The sequence below is a fragment of the Stappia sp. genome, from assembly GCF_048261845.1.
Taxonomy (GTDB): domain Bacteria; phylum Pseudomonadota; class Alphaproteobacteria; order Rhizobiales; family Stappiaceae; genus Stappia.
In genome coordinates, this window is sequence record NZ_JBLXFR010000006.1 from 74,764 (window position 1) to 92,301 (window position 17,538).

General features: G+C 65.8%; 16 protein-coding genes. 6 read left to right on the forward strand and 10 right to left on the reverse strand.

Annotated elements, in window-relative coordinates:
* Window positions 1-15: 15 nt before the first annotated feature.
* The 5 genes from ACN0T5_RS04645 to ACN0T5_RS04665 form a co-directional block, all read right to left on the reverse strand.
* A complete protein-coding gene (locus ACN0T5_RS04645; RefSeq protein ID WP_417767452.1) occupies window positions 16-999 on the reverse strand; it encodes a glycine betaine ABC transporter substrate-binding protein in 984 nt (327 codons plus the stop codon).
* 125 nt (window positions 1,000-1,124) lie between these two features.
* Window positions 1,125-2,042: an aspartate/ornithine carbamoyltransferase family protein gene (locus tag ACN0T5_RS04650; RefSeq protein WP_417767453.1), complete on the reverse strand. Its 918-nt coding sequence runs from the start codon at window positions 2,040-2,042 to the stop codon at window positions 1,125-1,127.
* Between the two features lie 47 nt (window positions 2,043-2,089).
* Window positions 2,090-3,040 (reverse strand): HesA/MoeB/ThiF family protein, encoded by a 951-nt coding sequence (locus ACN0T5_RS04655; protein WP_417767454.1) that lies wholly within the window; start codon window positions 3,038-3,040, stop codon window positions 2,090-2,092.
* 17 nt (window positions 3,041-3,057) lie between these two features.
* Window positions 3,058-3,453, reverse strand: coding sequence for an SET domain-containing protein-lysine N-methyltransferase (locus tag ACN0T5_RS04660; RefSeq protein WP_417767455.1), 396 nt, complete (start codon window positions 3,451-3,453; stop codon window positions 3,058-3,060).
* A gap of 196 nt (window positions 3,454-3,649) precedes the next feature.
* Window positions 3,650-4,339, reverse strand: a complete 690-nt coding sequence (locus ACN0T5_RS04665; RefSeq protein ID WP_417767456.1) for an ArsR/SmtB family transcription factor — start codon at window positions 4,337-4,339, stop codon at window positions 3,650-3,652.
* 79 nt (window positions 4,340-4,418) lie between these two features.
* Between ACN0T5_RS04665 and ACN0T5_RS04670 the strand changes: the two genes are divergently transcribed.
* Together ACN0T5_RS04670 and ACN0T5_RS04675 are read left to right on the forward strand one after the other, a co-directional pair.
* Window positions 4,419-4,742, forward strand: a complete 324-nt coding sequence (locus ACN0T5_RS04670) for an NIPSNAP family protein (RefSeq protein WP_417767457.1) — start codon at window positions 4,419-4,421, stop codon at window positions 4,740-4,742.
* Window positions 4,739-5,095: an antibiotic biosynthesis monooxygenase family protein gene (locus tag ACN0T5_RS04675; RefSeq protein WP_417767458.1), complete on the forward strand. Its 357-nt coding sequence runs from the start codon at window positions 4,739-4,741 to the stop codon at window positions 5,093-5,095. The genes ACN0T5_RS04670 and ACN0T5_RS04675 overlap by 4 nt, the downstream gene beginning before the upstream one ends.
* An 18-nt stretch (window positions 5,096-5,113) precedes the next feature.
* Here the strand turns inward: ACN0T5_RS04675 and uxaC are convergent, their stop codons facing one another.
* The 5 genes from uxaC to ACN0T5_RS04700 are packed head-to-tail and all read right to left on the reverse strand — an operon-like array spanning window position 5,114 to window position 12,290.
* Entirely contained in the window at window positions 5,114-6,529 is a 1,416-nt protein-coding gene (uxaC, locus tag ACN0T5_RS04680) for a glucuronate isomerase (protein ID WP_417767459.1), read from the reverse strand.
* Entirely contained in the window at window positions 6,526-8,016 is a 1,491-nt protein-coding gene (locus tag ACN0T5_RS04685) for a mannitol dehydrogenase family protein (protein ID WP_417767460.1), read from the reverse strand. The genes uxaC and ACN0T5_RS04685 overlap by 4 nt, the downstream gene beginning before the upstream one ends.
* Window positions 8,017-8,030: 14 nt before the next feature.
* Window positions 8,031-10,430: a TIM-barrel domain-containing protein gene (locus ACN0T5_RS04690; protein WP_417767461.1), complete on the reverse strand. Its 2,400-nt coding sequence runs from the start codon at window positions 10,428-10,430 to the stop codon at window positions 8,031-8,033.
* Window positions 10,431-10,457: 27 nt separating this feature from the next.
* Entirely contained in the window at window positions 10,458-11,759 is a 1,302-nt protein-coding gene (locus ACN0T5_RS04695) for a TRAP transporter large permease (protein ID WP_417767462.1), read from the reverse strand.
* A gap of 12 nt (window positions 11,760-11,771) precedes the next feature.
* Window positions 11,772-12,290, reverse strand: a complete 519-nt coding sequence (locus ACN0T5_RS04700) for a TRAP transporter small permease (protein WP_417767463.1) — start codon at window positions 12,288-12,290, stop codon at window positions 11,772-11,774.
* Between the two features lie 316 nt (window positions 12,291-12,606).
* On the opposite strand from ACN0T5_RS04700, the gene ACN0T5_RS04705 reads away from it, so the two are divergent.
* The 4 genes from ACN0T5_RS04705 to uxuA all read left to right on the forward strand — a co-directional run bounded on the left by ACN0T5_RS04705 (window position 12,607) and on the right by uxuA (window position 17,454).
* Window positions 12,607-13,587, forward strand: coding sequence for a TRAP transporter substrate-binding protein (locus tag ACN0T5_RS04705; protein ID WP_417767464.1), 981 nt, complete (start codon window positions 12,607-12,609; stop codon window positions 13,585-13,587).
* A gap of 82 nt (window positions 13,588-13,669) precedes the next feature.
* Window positions 13,670-15,487, forward strand: coding sequence for a glycoside hydrolase family 2 protein (locus ACN0T5_RS04710; protein WP_417767465.1), 1,818 nt, complete (start codon window positions 13,670-13,672; stop codon window positions 15,485-15,487).
* Window positions 15,484-16,233, forward strand: coding sequence for an FCD domain-containing protein (locus ACN0T5_RS04715; protein WP_417767466.1), 750 nt, complete (start codon window positions 15,484-15,486; stop codon window positions 16,231-16,233). The genes ACN0T5_RS04710 and ACN0T5_RS04715 overlap by 4 nt, the downstream gene beginning before the upstream one ends.
* 54 nt (window positions 16,234-16,287) lie before the next feature.
* Window positions 16,288-17,454 carry a mannonate dehydratase gene (uxuA, locus tag ACN0T5_RS04720; RefSeq protein ID WP_417767467.1) on the forward strand — a complete coding sequence of 389 codons (1,167 nt, stop codon included), beginning with the start codon at window positions 16,288-16,290 and terminating at the stop codon, window positions 17,452-17,454.
* Window positions 17,455-17,538 lie beyond the last annotated feature (84 nt).

The window sequence follows — 17,538 nt, forward strand, 5'->3', positions numbered from 1 at the left end:
GGGCATGGTCCCGCCTCACTGCGCCGGCGCGCGGCCGAGCCAGCCGTCGACGGTTGCCGGGTTTGCCGCAAGCCAGTCCCTGGCGACCTCGGCAGGCGCCTTGCCCTCGACGCCGGTCTCGGTGACCCAGCCGTTGATCACGGCGGGATCGAAGGAGACCCGGGTCAGGAACTCGGCCGCCTTCGGGAAGCGGGTTTCCAGCGAGCGGGAGTGGAAGACGTAGACGCGGCTCGTCTCGAAGGCGCAGGGGAAGGACGAGGCCTCCAGCCAGTCGTCGCGCTCAGCCGGGCCATGGACCGTGTCGCAGCCCTTGTAGTAGGCCGGTTCGGAGACCTGCGTGAGGTCATGGACCGAGAACACCCATTCCGGCGTCCAGTGGTAGAAGAGGACGGGGCGCCCGTCGTCGGTGGCGGACTTGAGCGCCGCCTTGAAATCCTCGTTGCTGGCAATCCAGGGCTCCCACAGGTCGTCAAGACCGTAGGATTTCATCTTGATGCGGTTGAGCCGGGTCGCGCCCCAGCTTTCCTCGCCGGCCCAGTATTCGCCCAGCCCGTCGCCGTCGGTGTCGAACCGGCGGGCGATCTCGGGCGACTTCAGGTCCTCGATCGTGGTGATGCCGAGCGCCTGCGCTGTTTCGGTCGTCAGGAAGAAGCCCTGGACCGCCTCGTAACCGGCATTGTGGCCGATGGTCTTGCGGGTATCGACGTAGGTTTCCCAGGCCTTTTGCTGGTTCGGCATCCAGATGTCGGGGAAGACGTCGAGCTTGCCGTCACCCGCATCCATCGAGACCAGCGAGGTCTCGGTATCGGCCTCGAGGATCGCTGTCGGGGCGCCGAGTTCCTTTTCGATCACCTGGGTCAGGACCTGCGAGATGACCTTGGCGGCATCCCAGTTGAGCCCGGTGACCGTGATCTTGTCGGCGGCGGTGGCGGGCAATGCGGAGGGCAGCAGGGCGGCGACGGTGCCGAGCAGTGCGAGGCGGCGGGAGATGCGGGTCATGGCAAGGGTCCTCTCGGGTTTTCTGCGGATTTCGGATGCAAGCGTCCTGTCCCGCGCTCCGGGATGGCGGCGCGCGAAAGGGCAAACGATGTTTGTCGCGTGGGGTTGGTGGCCGGGCGGCGGGGCTATTCGCGCTGCGCGGCCAGAAGGTGCTCGATGATCGCGGCGCGCACCGGAACGCCGTTGTGGGCCTGCTCGAAGTAGCGGGCCTGGGGCATGCCGTCGACGTCGTGGGCAAGGTCCTCGACGCGCGGCAGGGAGTGCATGACGATCGCGTCGGCGCGCATTTCGGCGAGCCTCGCCCGGTCGAGGGCATAGAAGCTGTCGACGGGCTCGCCGCGCCGTTCGGTGATGCCGTTGTGATAGATCACGTCGACATTGCGTTTCACCTCGTCGAGATGGCCGATGCGGGTAAAACGGATGCCGGCGCGGCGGTAATGCTCCGCGTCAGGGAACTCCATCCAGAACTTGTCCGGGCACAGGACGAAGAGTTCGACTTGCGGGAAATGGGCCAGCGCGCGGATCTGGGAGCGGAAGGCGCGCAGGTGCGTGCCGCCGATGATCAGGATCTTCAGCCCGTCGATCCGCCCGAAGGCCTTTTCGATGGTGAAGAGGTCGATCAAAGCCTGGGTCGGATGCTCGGCGCGCAGACCCATGCCGTTGCCGGCATTGATCACCGGGATCGTGCTGGCTTCGGCGAAGTCATAGACCCCGTCCGCCTCGGAATGGCGGATCACCGCCAGGTCGGCGAAGCCGGAGAGAACGCGGGCGGTATCGGCGAGGCTTTCGCCCCAGTTCGATCCGGCCCGCGAGTTTTCCAGGTCGACGCTGATCACCCCGCCGCCGGCCCGCAGCACGCTCGACTGGAACCCGTACTGGGTCCGGGTCGAGGGGGAGAAGAACAGCAGCGCGGCGATGGCGCCGCGGGCGCGGCTCTGTGCCCCCGCCGCCAGTTCCCGGGACCGGGCGAGGATCGCCCGGATGGTGTCGCCGTCAAGATCGTCGATGGACAGCAAATGGCGTGTGGTCGATGGACCCGACATGGCGAGCTCCCGGGTTTGACTGGTGGGACAGGCGGCGGAGGGCGGGTTCAGCTGGCGGCGCGCCAGTCGAAATCCGGAGCGAAGTGCTTTTCGTGAACCCCGTCATTGGCCCAGTCGCCGTCGAAGGCGTAGAAGCCGGCATCGAAGGTGGCGGTGTCGACCAGGTAGTAGGCCGGGATCGGCGGCAGCGGCTCGCAATAGGGCGCCTTTTCCAGGTCGCACAGGGCAAGGACGGAGCGGGCGGCGACATAGCCGCAGGCGATCGGGGGAACAGCGCCAAGGATCGGGATGTTGCCGATGTCCTCCATCCACTCGTAGACGGTGTCGCGTCCGGGGAAGCGGGGGAAGTAGTTGGCCTGCATCTTGATCAGGCGCTCGACGTCGTCGCGGTCGAGCGTCTTGTCCTCGGGAATGCCGAGCAGGTCCTCGTATGTGACGCCGTCCTTGTCGAACTTGTAGACGGTCGAGGCCCAACCCCAGACGCAGGCGCACAGCATGGTGATCGCGGTCGGGCTTGCCCGGTAGGCCCGGTGCAGCGCATAGCGTTCCGAGATCAGGTAGAAATCCGTCATGTCGAGCAGCAGGTCGCAGCCCTCGACGAAATCCTCGGCCGTATGGCGCTGGATGCCGTCGGGATAGATCTCGACAGTCACGTCGGGCGTCATTTCATGCACCATCTCGCCGACGACCATCGCCTTGTTGCGGCCGACGGTGTTCTTGCCGGAACCGAGCTGGCGGTTGATGTTGGACGCGTCGAAATGGTCGGGATCGGCGAGCTTCAGGTGACGGACACCCATCCGGGCAAGCTGCACCGCCAGGTAGGAGCCGATGCCGCCGCATCCGGCGACGCCGACGGTGGCGTTGGCGAGCTTTTCCTGGGAGAGCCGGCGTTGCTCCTCGTCGATGCCGAGAAAGCATAGCGAGCGCGATACCCGCTCGTTGTAGAATTCCTCGTCATAGATGCCGTCCAGCTTGATCTTGCGTGCTTTCTTGAGCATGTGAACTGTCCTTTCGCTCAGGTTTCGAAACCGTCCCCGTCGGGGTATTCCTCGAGATTGGTGTAGTGGATGGTGACTTCGGCGCCGGCGGCGACAGCTCTCAGCGCGCGCAGTTGCAGCCACAGGCCGTCGGCCTCGAAGCTCCACTGGATGACAGCGTTGTTGTCCGCCGCGTGGTTGCAGTAGGACATGCCGCCATTGATCAGCGCGTAGGTGTTGCCCGGATTGCCGGGGGCGTAGTCGGCGGGATTGGCGAGCAGGTGATCGAATACGGCCGTCGGCTTGAGCTTGGCGCTCTGCGATGCGTCGAAGAAGATCCCCGGTGCACGCTCCAGAAGATCGCCTGCGGCAAGATCCTTGAGCGCATAGACGCCGCGCCCTTTTCGGCCCGCAGCCTTGACCTCGATCTTCATTTCAGAAATCGAGTTTTGTTCTTCAAGTGTATTTGAAATTTCCGTGACGGACGACATTGTTTCTTCCTTGAAGGGGTGATGTCCCGCTGTTCAAGGAGAGATTATTGTGCACGAACTCATGCGGATATGATCCGCACGGTTCATTTTGTGCCTACCACTGCGTGTATTCCGGATTCATGCGCGCTTTTTGAAGCGCTCAGTCCTGCCCGCGACAGAAGCGTTCCAGGAACCGTGTCTCGCCGTCCGGCGTGAACGCGACAATGCGGGTCTGGCGGTCGCGGCGGGCCCAGCCGAGATCCTCGATCCGGCCGAGGATCGCCCGGCCGAGGCTGCCGGCGAGATGCGAGCGGCGCTCGCTCCAGTCGAGGCATTCGCGGCAGAGCCGGGCCTTGCCGGCGTCGAGCGCCGGCAGGTCAATGCCAACGTCCGCGGCGAAGGTGCGTCCCGCCGGGGTGAGGACGAGTTCGTCACCGCCTCGTGCGAGCAGTCCGCGTGCCACCAGGCTGTCGAACATGCGCGTTCCCAGATCGCCGGCGAGGTGATTGTAGCAGACGCGGGCCTTGCGCAGGGCCGGATCGCGCGGACCCGGGCGGTTGCGCAGGTGTCCGTGGCCGGCGGCAAGCCCCATCAACCCTTCCAGCACCCGGGCGACCTCGTCGCTGGCGAGGCTGAAATACTTGTGCCGGCCCTGCTTGCGCGGGCTTGCCAGGCCGCCCTCGCACAGTTTCGCCAGATGGGAACTGGCCGTGGGAAGGGTGACGCCGGCCTCGGCCGCCAGTTCGCTTGCGGTCAGTGCGCGCCCGCCCATCAGCGCCGAGAGCATGTTGGCGCGGGCGGGATCGCCGATCAGTGCGGCGAGACGGGCGATGTCGGGGCCTTCCTTCATGGTTCGATGCTAGTCGAAGCATGGGCGTGCGGCAATCGGCTAGCGTGACACCCTGTCCACATGAAGGAAGGGAGCAGACATGCTGACCTGCGTTATCCGCTATCACATCGACCCGACGAAGAAGGCGCAGTTCGCGCAATATGCCCGCAACTGGGGCACCGCGATCCCGCGTTGCGGAGCCGACCTGATCGGCTATTTCGCTCCGCATGAAGGTTCGAGCACGCTTGCCTACGGCATCTACAACATTGCGAGCCTTGCGGACTACGAGGCCTATCGGGAACGTCTTGCCGCCGATCCGCTCGGCCGGGAGAATTACGAGTTCGCGCAGGCCGAGCGCTTCCTGTTGCGCGAGGACAGGACGTTCCTGAAGCTCGTCTCGACGCCGCACGGGAGGCGCCCGTGATCGCGGTGATCTTCGAGGTCATGCCGGCGAAGGATGGTGGCCGGGAGCGCTATCTGCAGATTGCCGCAAGCCTGCGATCGGTGCTGGAGAGAATCGACGGCTTCATCTCGGTCGAGCGGTTTCAGAGCCTGACTGACCCTGACAAGATACTGTCGCTCTCCTTCTTCCGGGACGAGGATGCGGTGCGGGCCTGGCGCAACCTTGAGAGCCACCGCGCGGCCCAGGGGCAGGGGCGCGGCGGGGTGTTCTCCGACTACCGGCTGCGCATTGCCGCGGTGTCGCGCGACTACGGCCGGTTTGAGCGGGCGCAGGCGCCAGCCGACAGCCGGTCTGTTCACGACGACAGCGCGTAACCGCAGGAACCCGAAGGATCAGGCGGGATCGAGGAACCAGCGCTTCGCGTTGCCGTAGCAGATGTCGCGGATGAGGCCGTCGGCGAGGTCCGTGTCCGGCGGCATCAGCCCGCGCTCCATCCAGCCGCCGACCATGTTGCACAAGAGGCGACGGAAATATTCGTGGCGCGGGAAGGAGAGGAAGGAGCGGCTGTCCGTGAGCATGCCGACGAAGGTGGAGAGGAGACCCATCTGCGCCAGTTGCGTCATCTGCCGCTCCATGCCGTCGAGCTGGTCGTTGAACCACCAGCCGGAACCGGCCTGCACCTTTCCGGCGAGCGAGCCGTCCTGGAAATTGCCGGCGGTGGTGACGACGACCTCGTTTTTCGTCGGATCCAGGCAGTAGAGGATCGTACGCGGCAGTTCGCCGGTGCGGTCGAGCCGGTCAAGCAACGCGTTGAGGGGGCCGGCGAGCGGGAGGTCGGCGATGGAATCGCCGCCGACATCGGGTCCGAGACGGGAGAAGAGCGCGCTGCGCGTGTTGCGGATCGCGCCGATATGGAACTGCATGACGAGGTCGCGGGCCGCATAGGCGCGGCCGAGTCCGACCAGCACGGCCGTCTGGAAATCGGCGATCTCGTCCTCGTCCAGCGCGGCGCCTGAAAGCCGCTTCGACAGGATCGTGTCGAGCCGGGCCGCGCCGCATTCGCGCCCCGGGCGCAGGATCTCGATGCCGTGGTCGGTGGCGCGGCAGCCGGCGGCGACGAAATGGTCGAGCCGGGAGACCAGCGCGGCCATCAGGTCCTCGAAGGTGGCAATCGGCTGGCCGCATGTCTGGGAAAGCCGGTCGATATAGGCGGCAAAGCCCTCGAGCTCGATCTTGAAGGCCTTGTCCGGGCGAAAGCTCGGCACCATTCGGAAGCCCAGCGCCGCATCGTCCTTGAGGGCGATGTGGTGCTCAAGCGTGTCGCAGGGATCGTCCGTCGTGCCGACCAGCTCGACCTTCATGCCCCGCAAGAGGCCGCGCGCGGTATGGTCGGGGCCGGCGAGCTGGCGGTTGGCCTCATCCCAGACCTCGCCGGCGCTGCCCGCATTGAGCACGACGCCGGTCATGCCGAAATAGCGGGCCAGCTCCAGATGCGACCAGTGATAGAGCGGGTTGCCGACGATACGCGGCATCGCGGCGGCAAAGGCCTCGTATTTCTCGCGAAAATCGGCTTCACCGGTGACCAGTCGTTCGTCGATGCCGGCCCAGCGCATTGCCCGCCACTTGTAGTGATCGCCCTCGAGCCAGATGCGGCCGAGCGTGTCCCAGCGCTTGTCGGAGGCGATTTCCGCCGGCGGCAGGTGGTTGTGGTAGTCGACGATGGGCAGGGGCGCCGCTACCTCGTGAAAGAGGCGGCTCGCGTGATCGGTTTCCAGAAGGAAGTCGTCGCCGAGGAAAGGCTTGGTCATGCGGGGCTCCGGGGGGCGTCGGCAAGGCGGGAAAGGGTGGCGTGCACGCCCTCGCGGCGCAGTTCCAGATAGGCGGCCTCGACAAGCGAAACAAAGGTCAAGTTGGCGGCAAGATCGGCCGGGAAGACCGCATCGAGGGCGAGCATGGCACGGACATGGGCCGGGCCGTCGCTATTGCCGGCGACGATTTCCGTTATGCGTCCGGCCAGCGGATCGTTGAGGGCGAGGGCGTTGCCCGCCTCGTCCTTGCCACGGCAGAAGGCGAGCCAGCCGGCGACGCCGAGCGCCAGGCGCGGCCAGGGTGTGCCGGCGGAAAGGTGCCAGCTGATCGGCGCCAGCAGGCGCTGCGGCAGTTTCTGGCTGGTGTCGGTGGCGATCTGCGCGGTGCGGTGCTTCAACCGCGAGTTGGAGAAGCGGGCAAGCAGTGCTTCGGCATAGGCGGCAAGGTCATGTTCACCCGGCAGGGAGAGGGTCGGGGCCTGCTCTTCCAGCATCAGGCCGCGTGCGGCGGCCCGAAACAGCTGGTCGCCCATGCACCTGGCGATGGTCGCATGGCCGGCGACCTGGCCAAGGCAGGCCAGGAACGTATGGCTGCCATTGAGCATGCGCAGCTTCATCTCCTCGAAGGGGCGCACATCGTCGACGAATTGCGCGCCGGCCAAGGAAAAATCCGGCCGGCCGGCGGCGAAATCGTCCTCCACCACCCATTGCCGGAAGGGCTCGCAGACGATCCCGGCATCCGCGGCGATGCCGGCTTGCGCGAGCATGTCGCGTCCGTCCGCATCAAGCGCCGGCACGATGCGATCGACCATGGTGCAGGGGAAGGAGACATTTGCCTCGATCCAGGCAGCGAGGCCTTCGTCGCGGGCGCGGGCGAAGTCGAGCACTGCGGCGCGGCAGACATGGCCGTTTTCCGGCAGGTTGTCGCAGGAAAGCACGGTCAGTCCGGAAAGTCCGGCGGCGCGGCGCAGGCGCAGGCCCTCGACAATGACGCCGATGGCCGTGCCGGGAGCCTGTGGCGCGGCGAGATCGCGGACGATGCCGGCGTTTTCCGGATCGAGGCGTCCGTCACGAGTGCAATAGCCCTTTTCGGTGATGGTCAGCGAGACGATGGCAAGCTCGGGCCGGGTGAAGCGCCCGAGCAGGGCGGCAAGGCCGTCGCGGAGCGGATGGCAGGTGGCGACGACCGCATCGACCTGGCGGATCTCCGTGCGCTCGTCATCGGCGGCAAGCACCCAGTGCCGGCAGTCGTCCCGCTCCAGCGCGTCGAGATCCTCGACGCCGGAGTTGAGGCGCACGGCGACCATGCCCCAGTCGCGGTTCTCGGGCTCGCCGGTGCCGTCCAGCGTCTCGTCGAGGATTGTCGTCAGGAAGGCGCGGGCGAAGGCGCCGAAGCCGATATGAAGGATGCGCTCCCGCAATGCCGCGCGCTCGTAGGCGGGGAGGGTGCGGACGGTGTCGCCGCCCGTCTTTTCCGGTTCTTGCATGGATCTGGCCTCGATCATTCGCCCGGGATGGCAACGTTGTCGCCGGATGAAATGTCCGCGCCATTGACGACGAGACGGCGGGTTTCTCCGGCCGGCAGTTCGACGCGCACGCTGGCGAAGGCCGGCCGATAGGTGCCCTGGCGGTGCAGTGTCAGGCGGAGCGTTTCGGCTTCGCAGGCGAGCGTCATTTCGGTGATCGCGTGGTTGCCGGCAAGCGCGTTCGCCGAGATGCCGTCGTCGGCATATTCGGTGCTGGTCGCCGTGGTGCCGGCCGGGGCGGGGAAGAGCGCCAGAACCCGCACAGCGTCGCGTGCGGCATTGGCGCGGTCGAGCCCCTCTGCAAGCGGCAGCACGGCGCCGGCGCGCACGAAGAGCGGCATGGAGGCGAGCGTGACGGGCACGGCGATCTCCTGTCCGCCCGCATGCCAGGTGCCGGCCCAGTAGTCCCACCAGCCGCTGCCGTTGTCAGGCAGGTAGACGCGACGTTCGCTCTGGCCCGGATCGATGACATTGGCGACGAGCAGGTTGCGGCCGATCAGGAAGTCGTCCGGTTCCTCGAAACAGCGGGCATCATGCTCGTGGTCGAGGAAGGTCGGGCGCAGCATGGGCTCGTGCCGGGTGACCGCCTGATGCAGCGCCGTGTAGAGATAGGGGAGCAGGCGATAGCGCAGGCGGATCGCGTCGCGGACGAGCGGCGTCACGTCCGGATACATCCAGGGCTCGTTGACCGTGCCGTCGTCGTTCCACGAATGGATGGTGAAGCGCGGGTGGAAGATGCCGTTCTGCACCCAGCGGACGAACAGCTCGGGATCCGGCTTCGGTCCGGCGAACCCGCCGACGTCGTGGCCGATATTGTAGAGGCCCGACAGCGACATGCCGAGACCCATGCGGATGTTGTAGCGCAGCGTCTTCCATTCGGTGCGGTTGTCGCCGGACCAGGTCTGGGCGTAGCGCTGCATGCCCGGCGCACCCGAGCGCGAGATGAGATAGGGGCGGGTGTCCGGCGCATGGGCCACCTGCGCCTCGCGGCTGGCGCGGTTCATCAGCAGCGGCATCAGGGGGCGGACGAGCCCGACCTCGATCTCCTCGCCGAAGCCGTGGCAGCGCGCGCCCGCGTCCCAGACCTCGAATTCGTTGTTGTCGTTCCAGGTGGAGCCGATGCCGTTGGCGAGCAGTTTGCCGGTGACGTTCGCCTGCCACCAGCGGACGGTCTCCGGGTTGGTGAAGTCGAGATGCGAGCCCTCGTCGTCCCAGAAGGAGGAGCGTTCCGGCGCATCGCTCTCGCTGTCGCGGATGAACAGGCCGCGCGCGGCGACCGCGTCATACATGGGGTGGTCCTGCAAGAGGCAGGGCTTGATGTTGGCGGCAAGATGCAGGTCGGCCCGGGCGAAGGTCGCGGCCATCGCCTTCGGATCCGGCACCTTGTCATGGTTCCAGGTGAAGACGTAGCGCTTCGGCCCGATCGAGGAATAACCGGAGGAGAGCTGGAAGCTGTCGCAGGGAATGTCGTGCTCGTCGACGAGGCGGACGAAACCCTCAAGCTGCTCCTGCGCGTTCTCTGCATCCGTGTAATGCATGGTCGAGCCGGAGTATCCGAGGCTCCAGAGCGGGGGGAAGGCGGTGCCACCGGTCAGGCGAACCTGGGCCTTGACCACCTCGAGCACGTTCGGCGCCCAGCTCATGTAGTAGTCGAGGTCGCCGTCGGCGGCGCGATAGGCCCGGTAGGGCCGGTGGTAATTGTCGAGCTCGTTGCCGAGATCGAACCAGCAACCGGCGAGATTGTCGTAGAAGAGACCGAAGGCGCCGGCCTCCGGGGTGCGGGTGACGGTAAAGGGGATGTGCTTGTAGAGCGGGTCGGTGGAGCTTGCGTCATAGCCCATGGCGTCGAGATTGCGCATCTCGTAGCGCCTGCCCGAGCGCTCCAGGTTGCCGGCCTTTTCGCCAAGACCGAAGACCTTCTCTTCCGGTTTCCTCAGGAGGAAATGACCGTGGGCGTGGTCGCGCACGCCCAGCATATAGGCGCCGGTGGGACGCTCTTCGGCGAAGACGGCAAAACGTCCGTCCGCCTGCCGGGCGCTCCAGGTCAGGGTCAGCGGTGCGGCGATCTCGAGGCGCAGGGTGTCCGTCGACAGGGTCAACCGCCCCTCCGCCTCCTCCAGAACGAAGGCCGGGCAGGGGAACCCGGAGAGGTCCATGCGGTCGCGGCCTTCCCAGGCGACGTCGGCGCCGCCGTTTGCCAGTTCCGGCGCGATCGTCCAGGTGCGGGCGAGACGGAAGGCGCCGTCCTTGCGCAGCACGACACGGAACAGCGTCTCGTCGAGAACGAGAATGGTCATGAGATGGCGACCGTCGACGAGAAGGTCGATGCCGGCCTCGCGGCGTGCCTCGAGGCGGAAGGTCTTGAGCGGTTTCATCTGTCGGATCGTCCGGTGTCGGGGGGATCAGTAGCCGAGAAGAAGGCGGGGCAGGGTCAGGCTGAGCGCCGGCACGAAGGTGACGAGCAGCAGCATCGCCGCCAGCACGGCGTAGAAGGGCAGCAGGGGTTTGAGCACCTTGCCGATCGAGACATTGCCGACCGAACAGCCGACGAAGAGGGCCGAACCCACGGGCGGCGTGCAGATGCCGATGCACAGGTTGAAGGTCATCATCACGCCGAAATGGACCGGGTCCATGCCAAGATCCTTGACCACGGGAAGGAAGATCGGCGTGAAGATCAGCAGCGCCGGGGTCATGTCCATGAAGGTGCCGACCACCAGCAGGGCAAGGTTGATCACCAGCAGCAGCACCAGGGGGTTTTCCGAAAGCCCGAGCAGGATGTCGGAGATCGTGTAGGGGATGTCGGCAAAGGCCATCACCTTGGACATGGCGATGGAGCAGCCGATCATCAGCAGCACGATGGAGGTGGTAACGGCCGATTCCAGGATGATGCCAGGCAGGTCCTTCACACCGATCTCGCGATAGACGACGAGAGCCAGCAGCAGGGTGTAGACGACCGCTGCAGCGGAGGCCTCGGTGGCGGTGAAGACACCGCCGATGATGCCGCCCATGACGATCACGATCAGGCCGAGCGGCAGCACCGCATCGGCTGTCTTGTGGAGGACTTCCCGCAGGCTCGGGCGCGGGGCGACCGGGTAGCCGCGCTTCCTGGCGATGATGCCGGCGACCAGCATCAGGCCGAGGCCCATCAGGATGCCGGGCACGTAGCCGGCAACGAAGAGGGCGGCAATCGAGGTGCCGTTGGTGATCAGCGAATAGACGATGAAGGTGGTGGAGGGCGGGATGAGCAGGCCGGTGGGGCAGGAGGCGATGTTGACGGCGGCGGAGTATGCCGGGTCGTAGCCTTCCTTTTTCTGCAAGGGGGCCATGACGCCGCCGACGGCGGCGGCGGAGGCGACCGCCGAACCGGAGATCGAGCCGAACATCATGTTGGCAAGCACGTTGCAATGGGCAAGCGAGCCGGGCAGGCGGCCGCCGAGCACCTTGGCGAATTCGATCAGGCGCAGCGCGATGCCGCCGCGATTCATGATGTTGCCGGCCAGGATGAAGAAGGGAATGGCGAGCAGGGTGAAGCTGTCGAGGCCGGAGGCCATCTGCTGGGCGGTGATGTAGACCGACTGGTCGAAGGTCATGAACAGCGTGAAGGTCACGACCGAGGCGATGCCGATGGCGAAGGCGATGGGGACGCCGAGGACCATCAGCAGGCCGAACACGCCGAAAAGGGTGAGAGCGCTTTGCAGTTCCATGGGTCGCGATCCTCAGTCGAGCGGGCCGCCGGGCGTATCGCCGGCGGGAGTGTCGGGAGTTTCCCCGCGGGCGAGGCCGACCAGGAAAAAGCAGCAGTAGAAGACGATCATCGCGCCGGAGAAGGGGATGGCGCCGTAGACATAGCCCATGGGGATGCGCAGCGCCGGAGAGAGCTGCCCCGTGGCGAGCGTCTTGTCGACCAGCTGGGCGCCGCCATAGACCATGACGACAGCGGCGAAACCGGCGATGAGGATCATGACGAGGGCGGCAAGGAGTTGCGCGTAGCGGCCGCTGAGCATGAGCGGCAGCACGTCAATGGCCAGATGCCGGCGCTGCCCGAGCGTATAGGCGGCACCGACAAGACCCACCCACATGAACATGAACCGGGCCATCTCGTCGGTGACTGTGCTCGGTGTGCCGAGCACGTAGCGCGACACCACCTGCCAGACGACGCAGGCAACGAGCACCGCAAAGACGGCGGCGATGAGCATCCCCAGAACGCGGTCGATGCGGGTTTTCAGAGCGTGCATGGCGAGGTTCCTCCCGTGCGGGCCGTCGCCGGTTCGTGTCTCGCGGCCATCCTGTCCTCCCGGTTCCGGATCGTGCCGGACCTGTTTCTTCCCGCGCGCATTGTGCCGCGTCGCTTCGGGTCCTGACATTGCGCATTTAAAAAAATTGGTCAACCAATTTTCAAAACTGGTTGACATGTCGGTGCCGTTGAAGAAGTCTCGCGCCAGTGTTGGCCAAGATTGGCCGGCCAATTTGCGCAAAGGCCGGCAGTGCCGATGCGTCGCGACGTCCGGGCCGGCTTCTGGTCCGGATGGAGAAAACCCGGGAGGAATTCACATGCGCATGTCCTATCGCGCCGCCGCCATCGCCGGCGCGGCCCTTTTCGCCTTCGCATCCGTCGCCGAAGCGCGGACATTGAAGCTCAATCACAACAATCCGGAAGATCATCCGCTTCACAAGTCGATGGAGTTCATGGCCGAGCGGGTCAATGAGCTGACCAACGGCGACGTCAAGATCCGCGTCTATGCCAATGCCCAGCTCGGCAACCAGCGCGAATCCATGGAGCTGATGCAGAACGGCACGCTCGACATGGCCCGCTCGAACGCCAGCGAGCTGGAAGCCTTCGAGGAGTCCTATTCGGCGCTCAACCTGCCCTTCATCTTCGCCGACGAGGAGCACTACTACAAGGTGCTGTCGGGCGAGATCGGCGACGACATCCTGACATCCTCGCGCGACAAGGGCTTCATCGGCGTTGCCTATTATGTCGAGGGCGCCCGGTCCTTCTACGCCAACAAGGAGATCCGCACGCCGGCCGATCTCGAAGGCATGAAGATCCGCGTGCAGCCGAGCCCGTCGGCGATCCGCATGGTCGAACTGCTGGGCGGCAGCCCGACCCCGATCGCCTGGGGCGAGCTCTACAGCGCCCTTCAGCAGGGTGTCGTCGACGGCGCGGAGAACAACCCGCTTGCGCTGACCTCGGCCCGCCATGGCGAGGTCGCCAAGGTCTATTCCAACAACGAGCACACCATGATCCCGTCGGTCGTGATGATCTCGACCCAGACCTGGGACGCGCTCTCGGAGGACCAGCAGAAGGCGTTGAAGCAGGCTGCCAGCGAGTCCATGGACTTCCACCGCAAGAACTGGAACGAGCAGGTTGCCGAGGGCATCGAGCTCGCCAAGAAGGAACTCGGCGTGACCTTCGTCGACGTCGAGAAGGGCCCGTTCGTGGAAAAGGTCCTGCCGATGCATGAAGAGGCCGCCGCCAAGTCCGAGCGCGTTGCGGACCTGATCAAGCGCATCAAGGCCGCCGCCGAATAAGTCCTCCCAAGGACTGCCCGCGCCGCGCCTTGTGCGCGGCGCGGGGTTCCCCTTGTTATTGCGACCTTTCCGGAGTTCCGTCGTGCTCGAACGTTCCGCCCTTGCCGAAAACGCGCTTCAGGCGCTGCATGACGAGGACTATGACCGTCCCTTCAACACGCAGTCGCTCAACCACGAGACGATGATCTTCACAGGCGGGCGCCGGGGCATCAGCCTCGACGGCGAGTGGAATTTCTGCGTCGACCTGCTCGACACGGGGCTGCGGCAGAAGTGGTTTTCGATGCTGCCGATGCCGGCGGAGGAGCGGGCCGAGCCCTGGGACTACGACCCTTATGAGGGCGAGACCGTGCCGGTCCCCTCCTGCTGGCAGATGCTGAAGGAGAAGTGGTACTTCTTCGAGGGCAGCGCCTGGTACACGCGGCCGCTCGACATGGCCGGGGAGCTGGCCGGCAAACGCCGCTTCCTGCGCGTCGGCGCGGCGCAATACGATTGCAAGGTGTTTCTCAACGGCGAGTTCCTCGGCAATCACTATGGCGGCTCGACGCCGTTCTTCTGCGAGCTCACCGACCATCTGCGCCCGGGCCGCAACTGGCTGATGCTGATGGTCAACAACACCCGCACGCTGGACCGGGTGCCGATGCGCAACACCGACTGGTTCAACTATGGCGGCGTCTACCGCGAGGTCGAGCTCTACGAGACACCGGAAACGGTGATCCGCGACCTCTTCGTGCATCTTGTTCCCGACGGTTCCTATTCCCGCATCCGGGCTGAGGTGGCCGTCGATGGCGACGCCGCCGAGGCCGTGTTGGAAATTCCGGAACTCGGCATCCGCCAGGCCGTCGCGCTCGATGCGGACGGGCGCGGAAGCGCGACATTCGAGGCGCGGCCGGCCCTGTGGTCGCCGGAAAGCCCGAAGCTCTACGACGTCGTCCTGACGTCGGGCGCGGACCGGGTCGAGGACCGGGTCGGTTTCCGCCAGGTGGAGCGCGCCGGCGACGAGATCCGGCTGAACGGCAAGGCCCTGTTCCTGCGCGGCATCTCGGTGCACGAGGACGATCGCGACATGGGCAAGGTGACGAGCGAAGCGGATCTGCGCCGGCGCTTCGAGCATGCGCGGGCGCTCAATTGCAACTACCTGCGGCTTGCCCATTATCCGCATCACGAGATGGCGGCGCGGCTGGCCGACGAACTCGGTTTCCTGCTCTGGGAGGAGATCCCGGTTTACTGGGCCGTCGCCTTCGACGACCCTGCGACCTATCGGGATGCCCGCAACCAGCTGATCGAGCTGGTCAAGCGCGACCGCAACCGGGCCAGCGTCGTCATCTGGTCGGTCGGCAACGAGAACCCGGACACCGACGCGCGCCTTGCCTTCATGAAAGGCCTTGCCGATACGGCGAAGGAGTTCGATCCGACCCGGCTGACCTCGGCCGCGTGTCTCGTCAACCACGCGCGCAACCGCATCGAGGATCGCCTGGCCGAGCATATCGATGTGATCGGCATCAACGAGTATTACGGCTGGTACGAGGAGAATTTCGAGGACCTCGTCGCCATCGGCCGGAATTCCGATCCCGGCAAGCCGGTGGTGATCTCGGAAACCGGGGCGGACGGAGCGATCGGCGAAGGCGCGCCGGCCCGGGGCCTGTTCAGCGAAGCCTACATGACCGAGGTCTACCGGAAGCAGATCGCCACGCTGCGCGACCTTTCCTATGTGAAAGGCATGTCTCCCTGGATCCTTTATGACTTCCGGGTTGAACGCCGGCAAAATATCTTTCAGCGTGGCTACAACAAGAAGGGCCTGATCGCGGCCGACAAGACCACAGTGAAAGAGGCCTTTGGCGTGTTGGCGGCCTACTATGCCGAGCGCCGCGAGGCGGAGGCCGCCGGGGAGGGGGACGCATGATCGAAGGCGGCGGCAAGCGGCGTTACGAGGAAGTGGCGGAGGCGCTGAAGCAGGAATTGCGCGCCGGCAACTACCGTGTCGGCGACCGTCTCAAGACGGAACGGCAGATCTCCGAGGAGATGGCCGTCAGCCGTTCGCTCGTGCGCGAAGCGATGATCATGCTTGAGATCGAGGGCTTCGTCGACGTCCGCAAGGGCTCGGGCATCTATGTCGAGCGTCTTCCTTCCGGCGAAAGCGAAGAGCCGCGCGGCGACATCGGGCCGTTCGAGCTGCTGCAGGCGCGCCAGGTGCTGGAAAGCAGCATCGCCGCCTTTGCCGCAACCATGGTGACCAAATCGGACATCCTGCGCATGCGCGAGGCGCTCGATCTGGAGCGCAAGGCGATCGTGGCGGGGTCGGGCGACTATTCCGGCGACGAGTTGTTCCACCACCTGATCGCCGAGGCGACGCAGAACAGCGTGCTGGTCGACATGATCGACGAGCTCTGGCGCAAGCGCGAACAGAGCCCGATGTGGGCACGCCTGCACACGCGGATCTTCGACCGGGGGTATCGGGGCAAGTGGCTCGAGGATCACCAGGCGATCCTGACGGCGCTGCAATGCCGGGACCCGGGCGCTGCACGGCAGGCCATGTGGCGACACCTGGAAAACGTCCGGCTCACCCTTCTTGAACTGTCCGATGTCGATGACCCGCAATTCGACGGCTACCTGTTTGACAGCGGCCCGGCCACGGCGGCGGGAACCTGAAACGATCCGAACGAAAGCAACCCTGTCCACCCAGTCCCCGAGGGATCCTTCGAAATGCAACAGTCCTGGCGCTGGTTCGGCCCGGCCGACCCGGTCACCCTTTCCGATATCCGCCAGGCGGGTGCGACGGGTGTCGTGACGGCGCTTCATGATGTGCCCAACGGCACGGCATGGTCGTCGGAAGCGATCGCCGCGCGCAAGGCCGCCATCGCGGCCGCCGGCCTTGAATGGTCGGTGGTCGAGAGCATTCCCGTCCACGAGGACATCAAGACAGGCGCCCCGGGCTGGGAGCGACATGTCGAGGCCTGGTGCGTGTCGCTGGAGAACCTTGCGGCGAACGGCATCCGCACCGTCTGCTACAATTTCATGCCGGTGCTCGACTGGACGCGGACCGAGCTGGCGCACGAACTGCCAGACGGGGCGCGGTGCCTGCGTTTCGACCAGGTACGCTTTGCCGCCTTCGATCTCTTCGTTCTCGCGCGCGACGGCGCGGCCGCGGACTATACCCAGGCCGAGGTCGAGGCGGCGCGTGCCCTGCATGCCGGCATGTCGGGCGAGGAGATCAAGGCGCTTACCGCCACGATCATCGCGGGGCTTCCAGGGTCGGAGGAGAGCTATTCGCTCGACACGTTCCGGGCGCGTCTTGCTGCCTATGAGGGGATGGATGCGGACGGCCTGCGCGAGCGGCTCGCGGCGTTCCTGGAAATCGTCGTGCCGGTGGCTGAAAAGGCGGGCATTGTCCTTGCCATCCATCCCGACGATCCGCCACGGGCGCTGTTCGGTCTTCCCCGCATCGTCTCCACCCAGGACGACATGGCAGCGATCGCGGCGATGTCCGCGAGCCCGGCGCACGGCTTTACCTTCTGCACCGGTTCCTATGGCGTGCGGGCGGACAACGACCTCGTCACCATGCTGGAGCGTTTCGGCGAGCGTGTGCATTTCCTGCATCTGCGCACGACAAAACGCGAGGGCGACGGCAAGAGCTTCCACGAGGCTGCCCATCTCGACGGCGATGTCGACATGGTCGCGATGGTGCGCAAGGTGGTGGAGATCGAGCGCCGCCGGGGCATATCCTTGCCGATGCGACCCGATCACGGCCACCAGATCCTCGACGATCTCAGGCGCGCGTCGACGCCGGGATATCCGGCCATCGGCCGGCTGCGGGGGCTTGCCGAACTGCGCGGCATCGAGAAGGCCGTCAACGCGCTGCTGCCCGGCTGAACGCCGAACGCCCGAACGCTCGAACGGCGGGCTTGCCCGCATGGCCATCGGTCTGCGATACCTGTCCCGTCGAACCTGACAGGT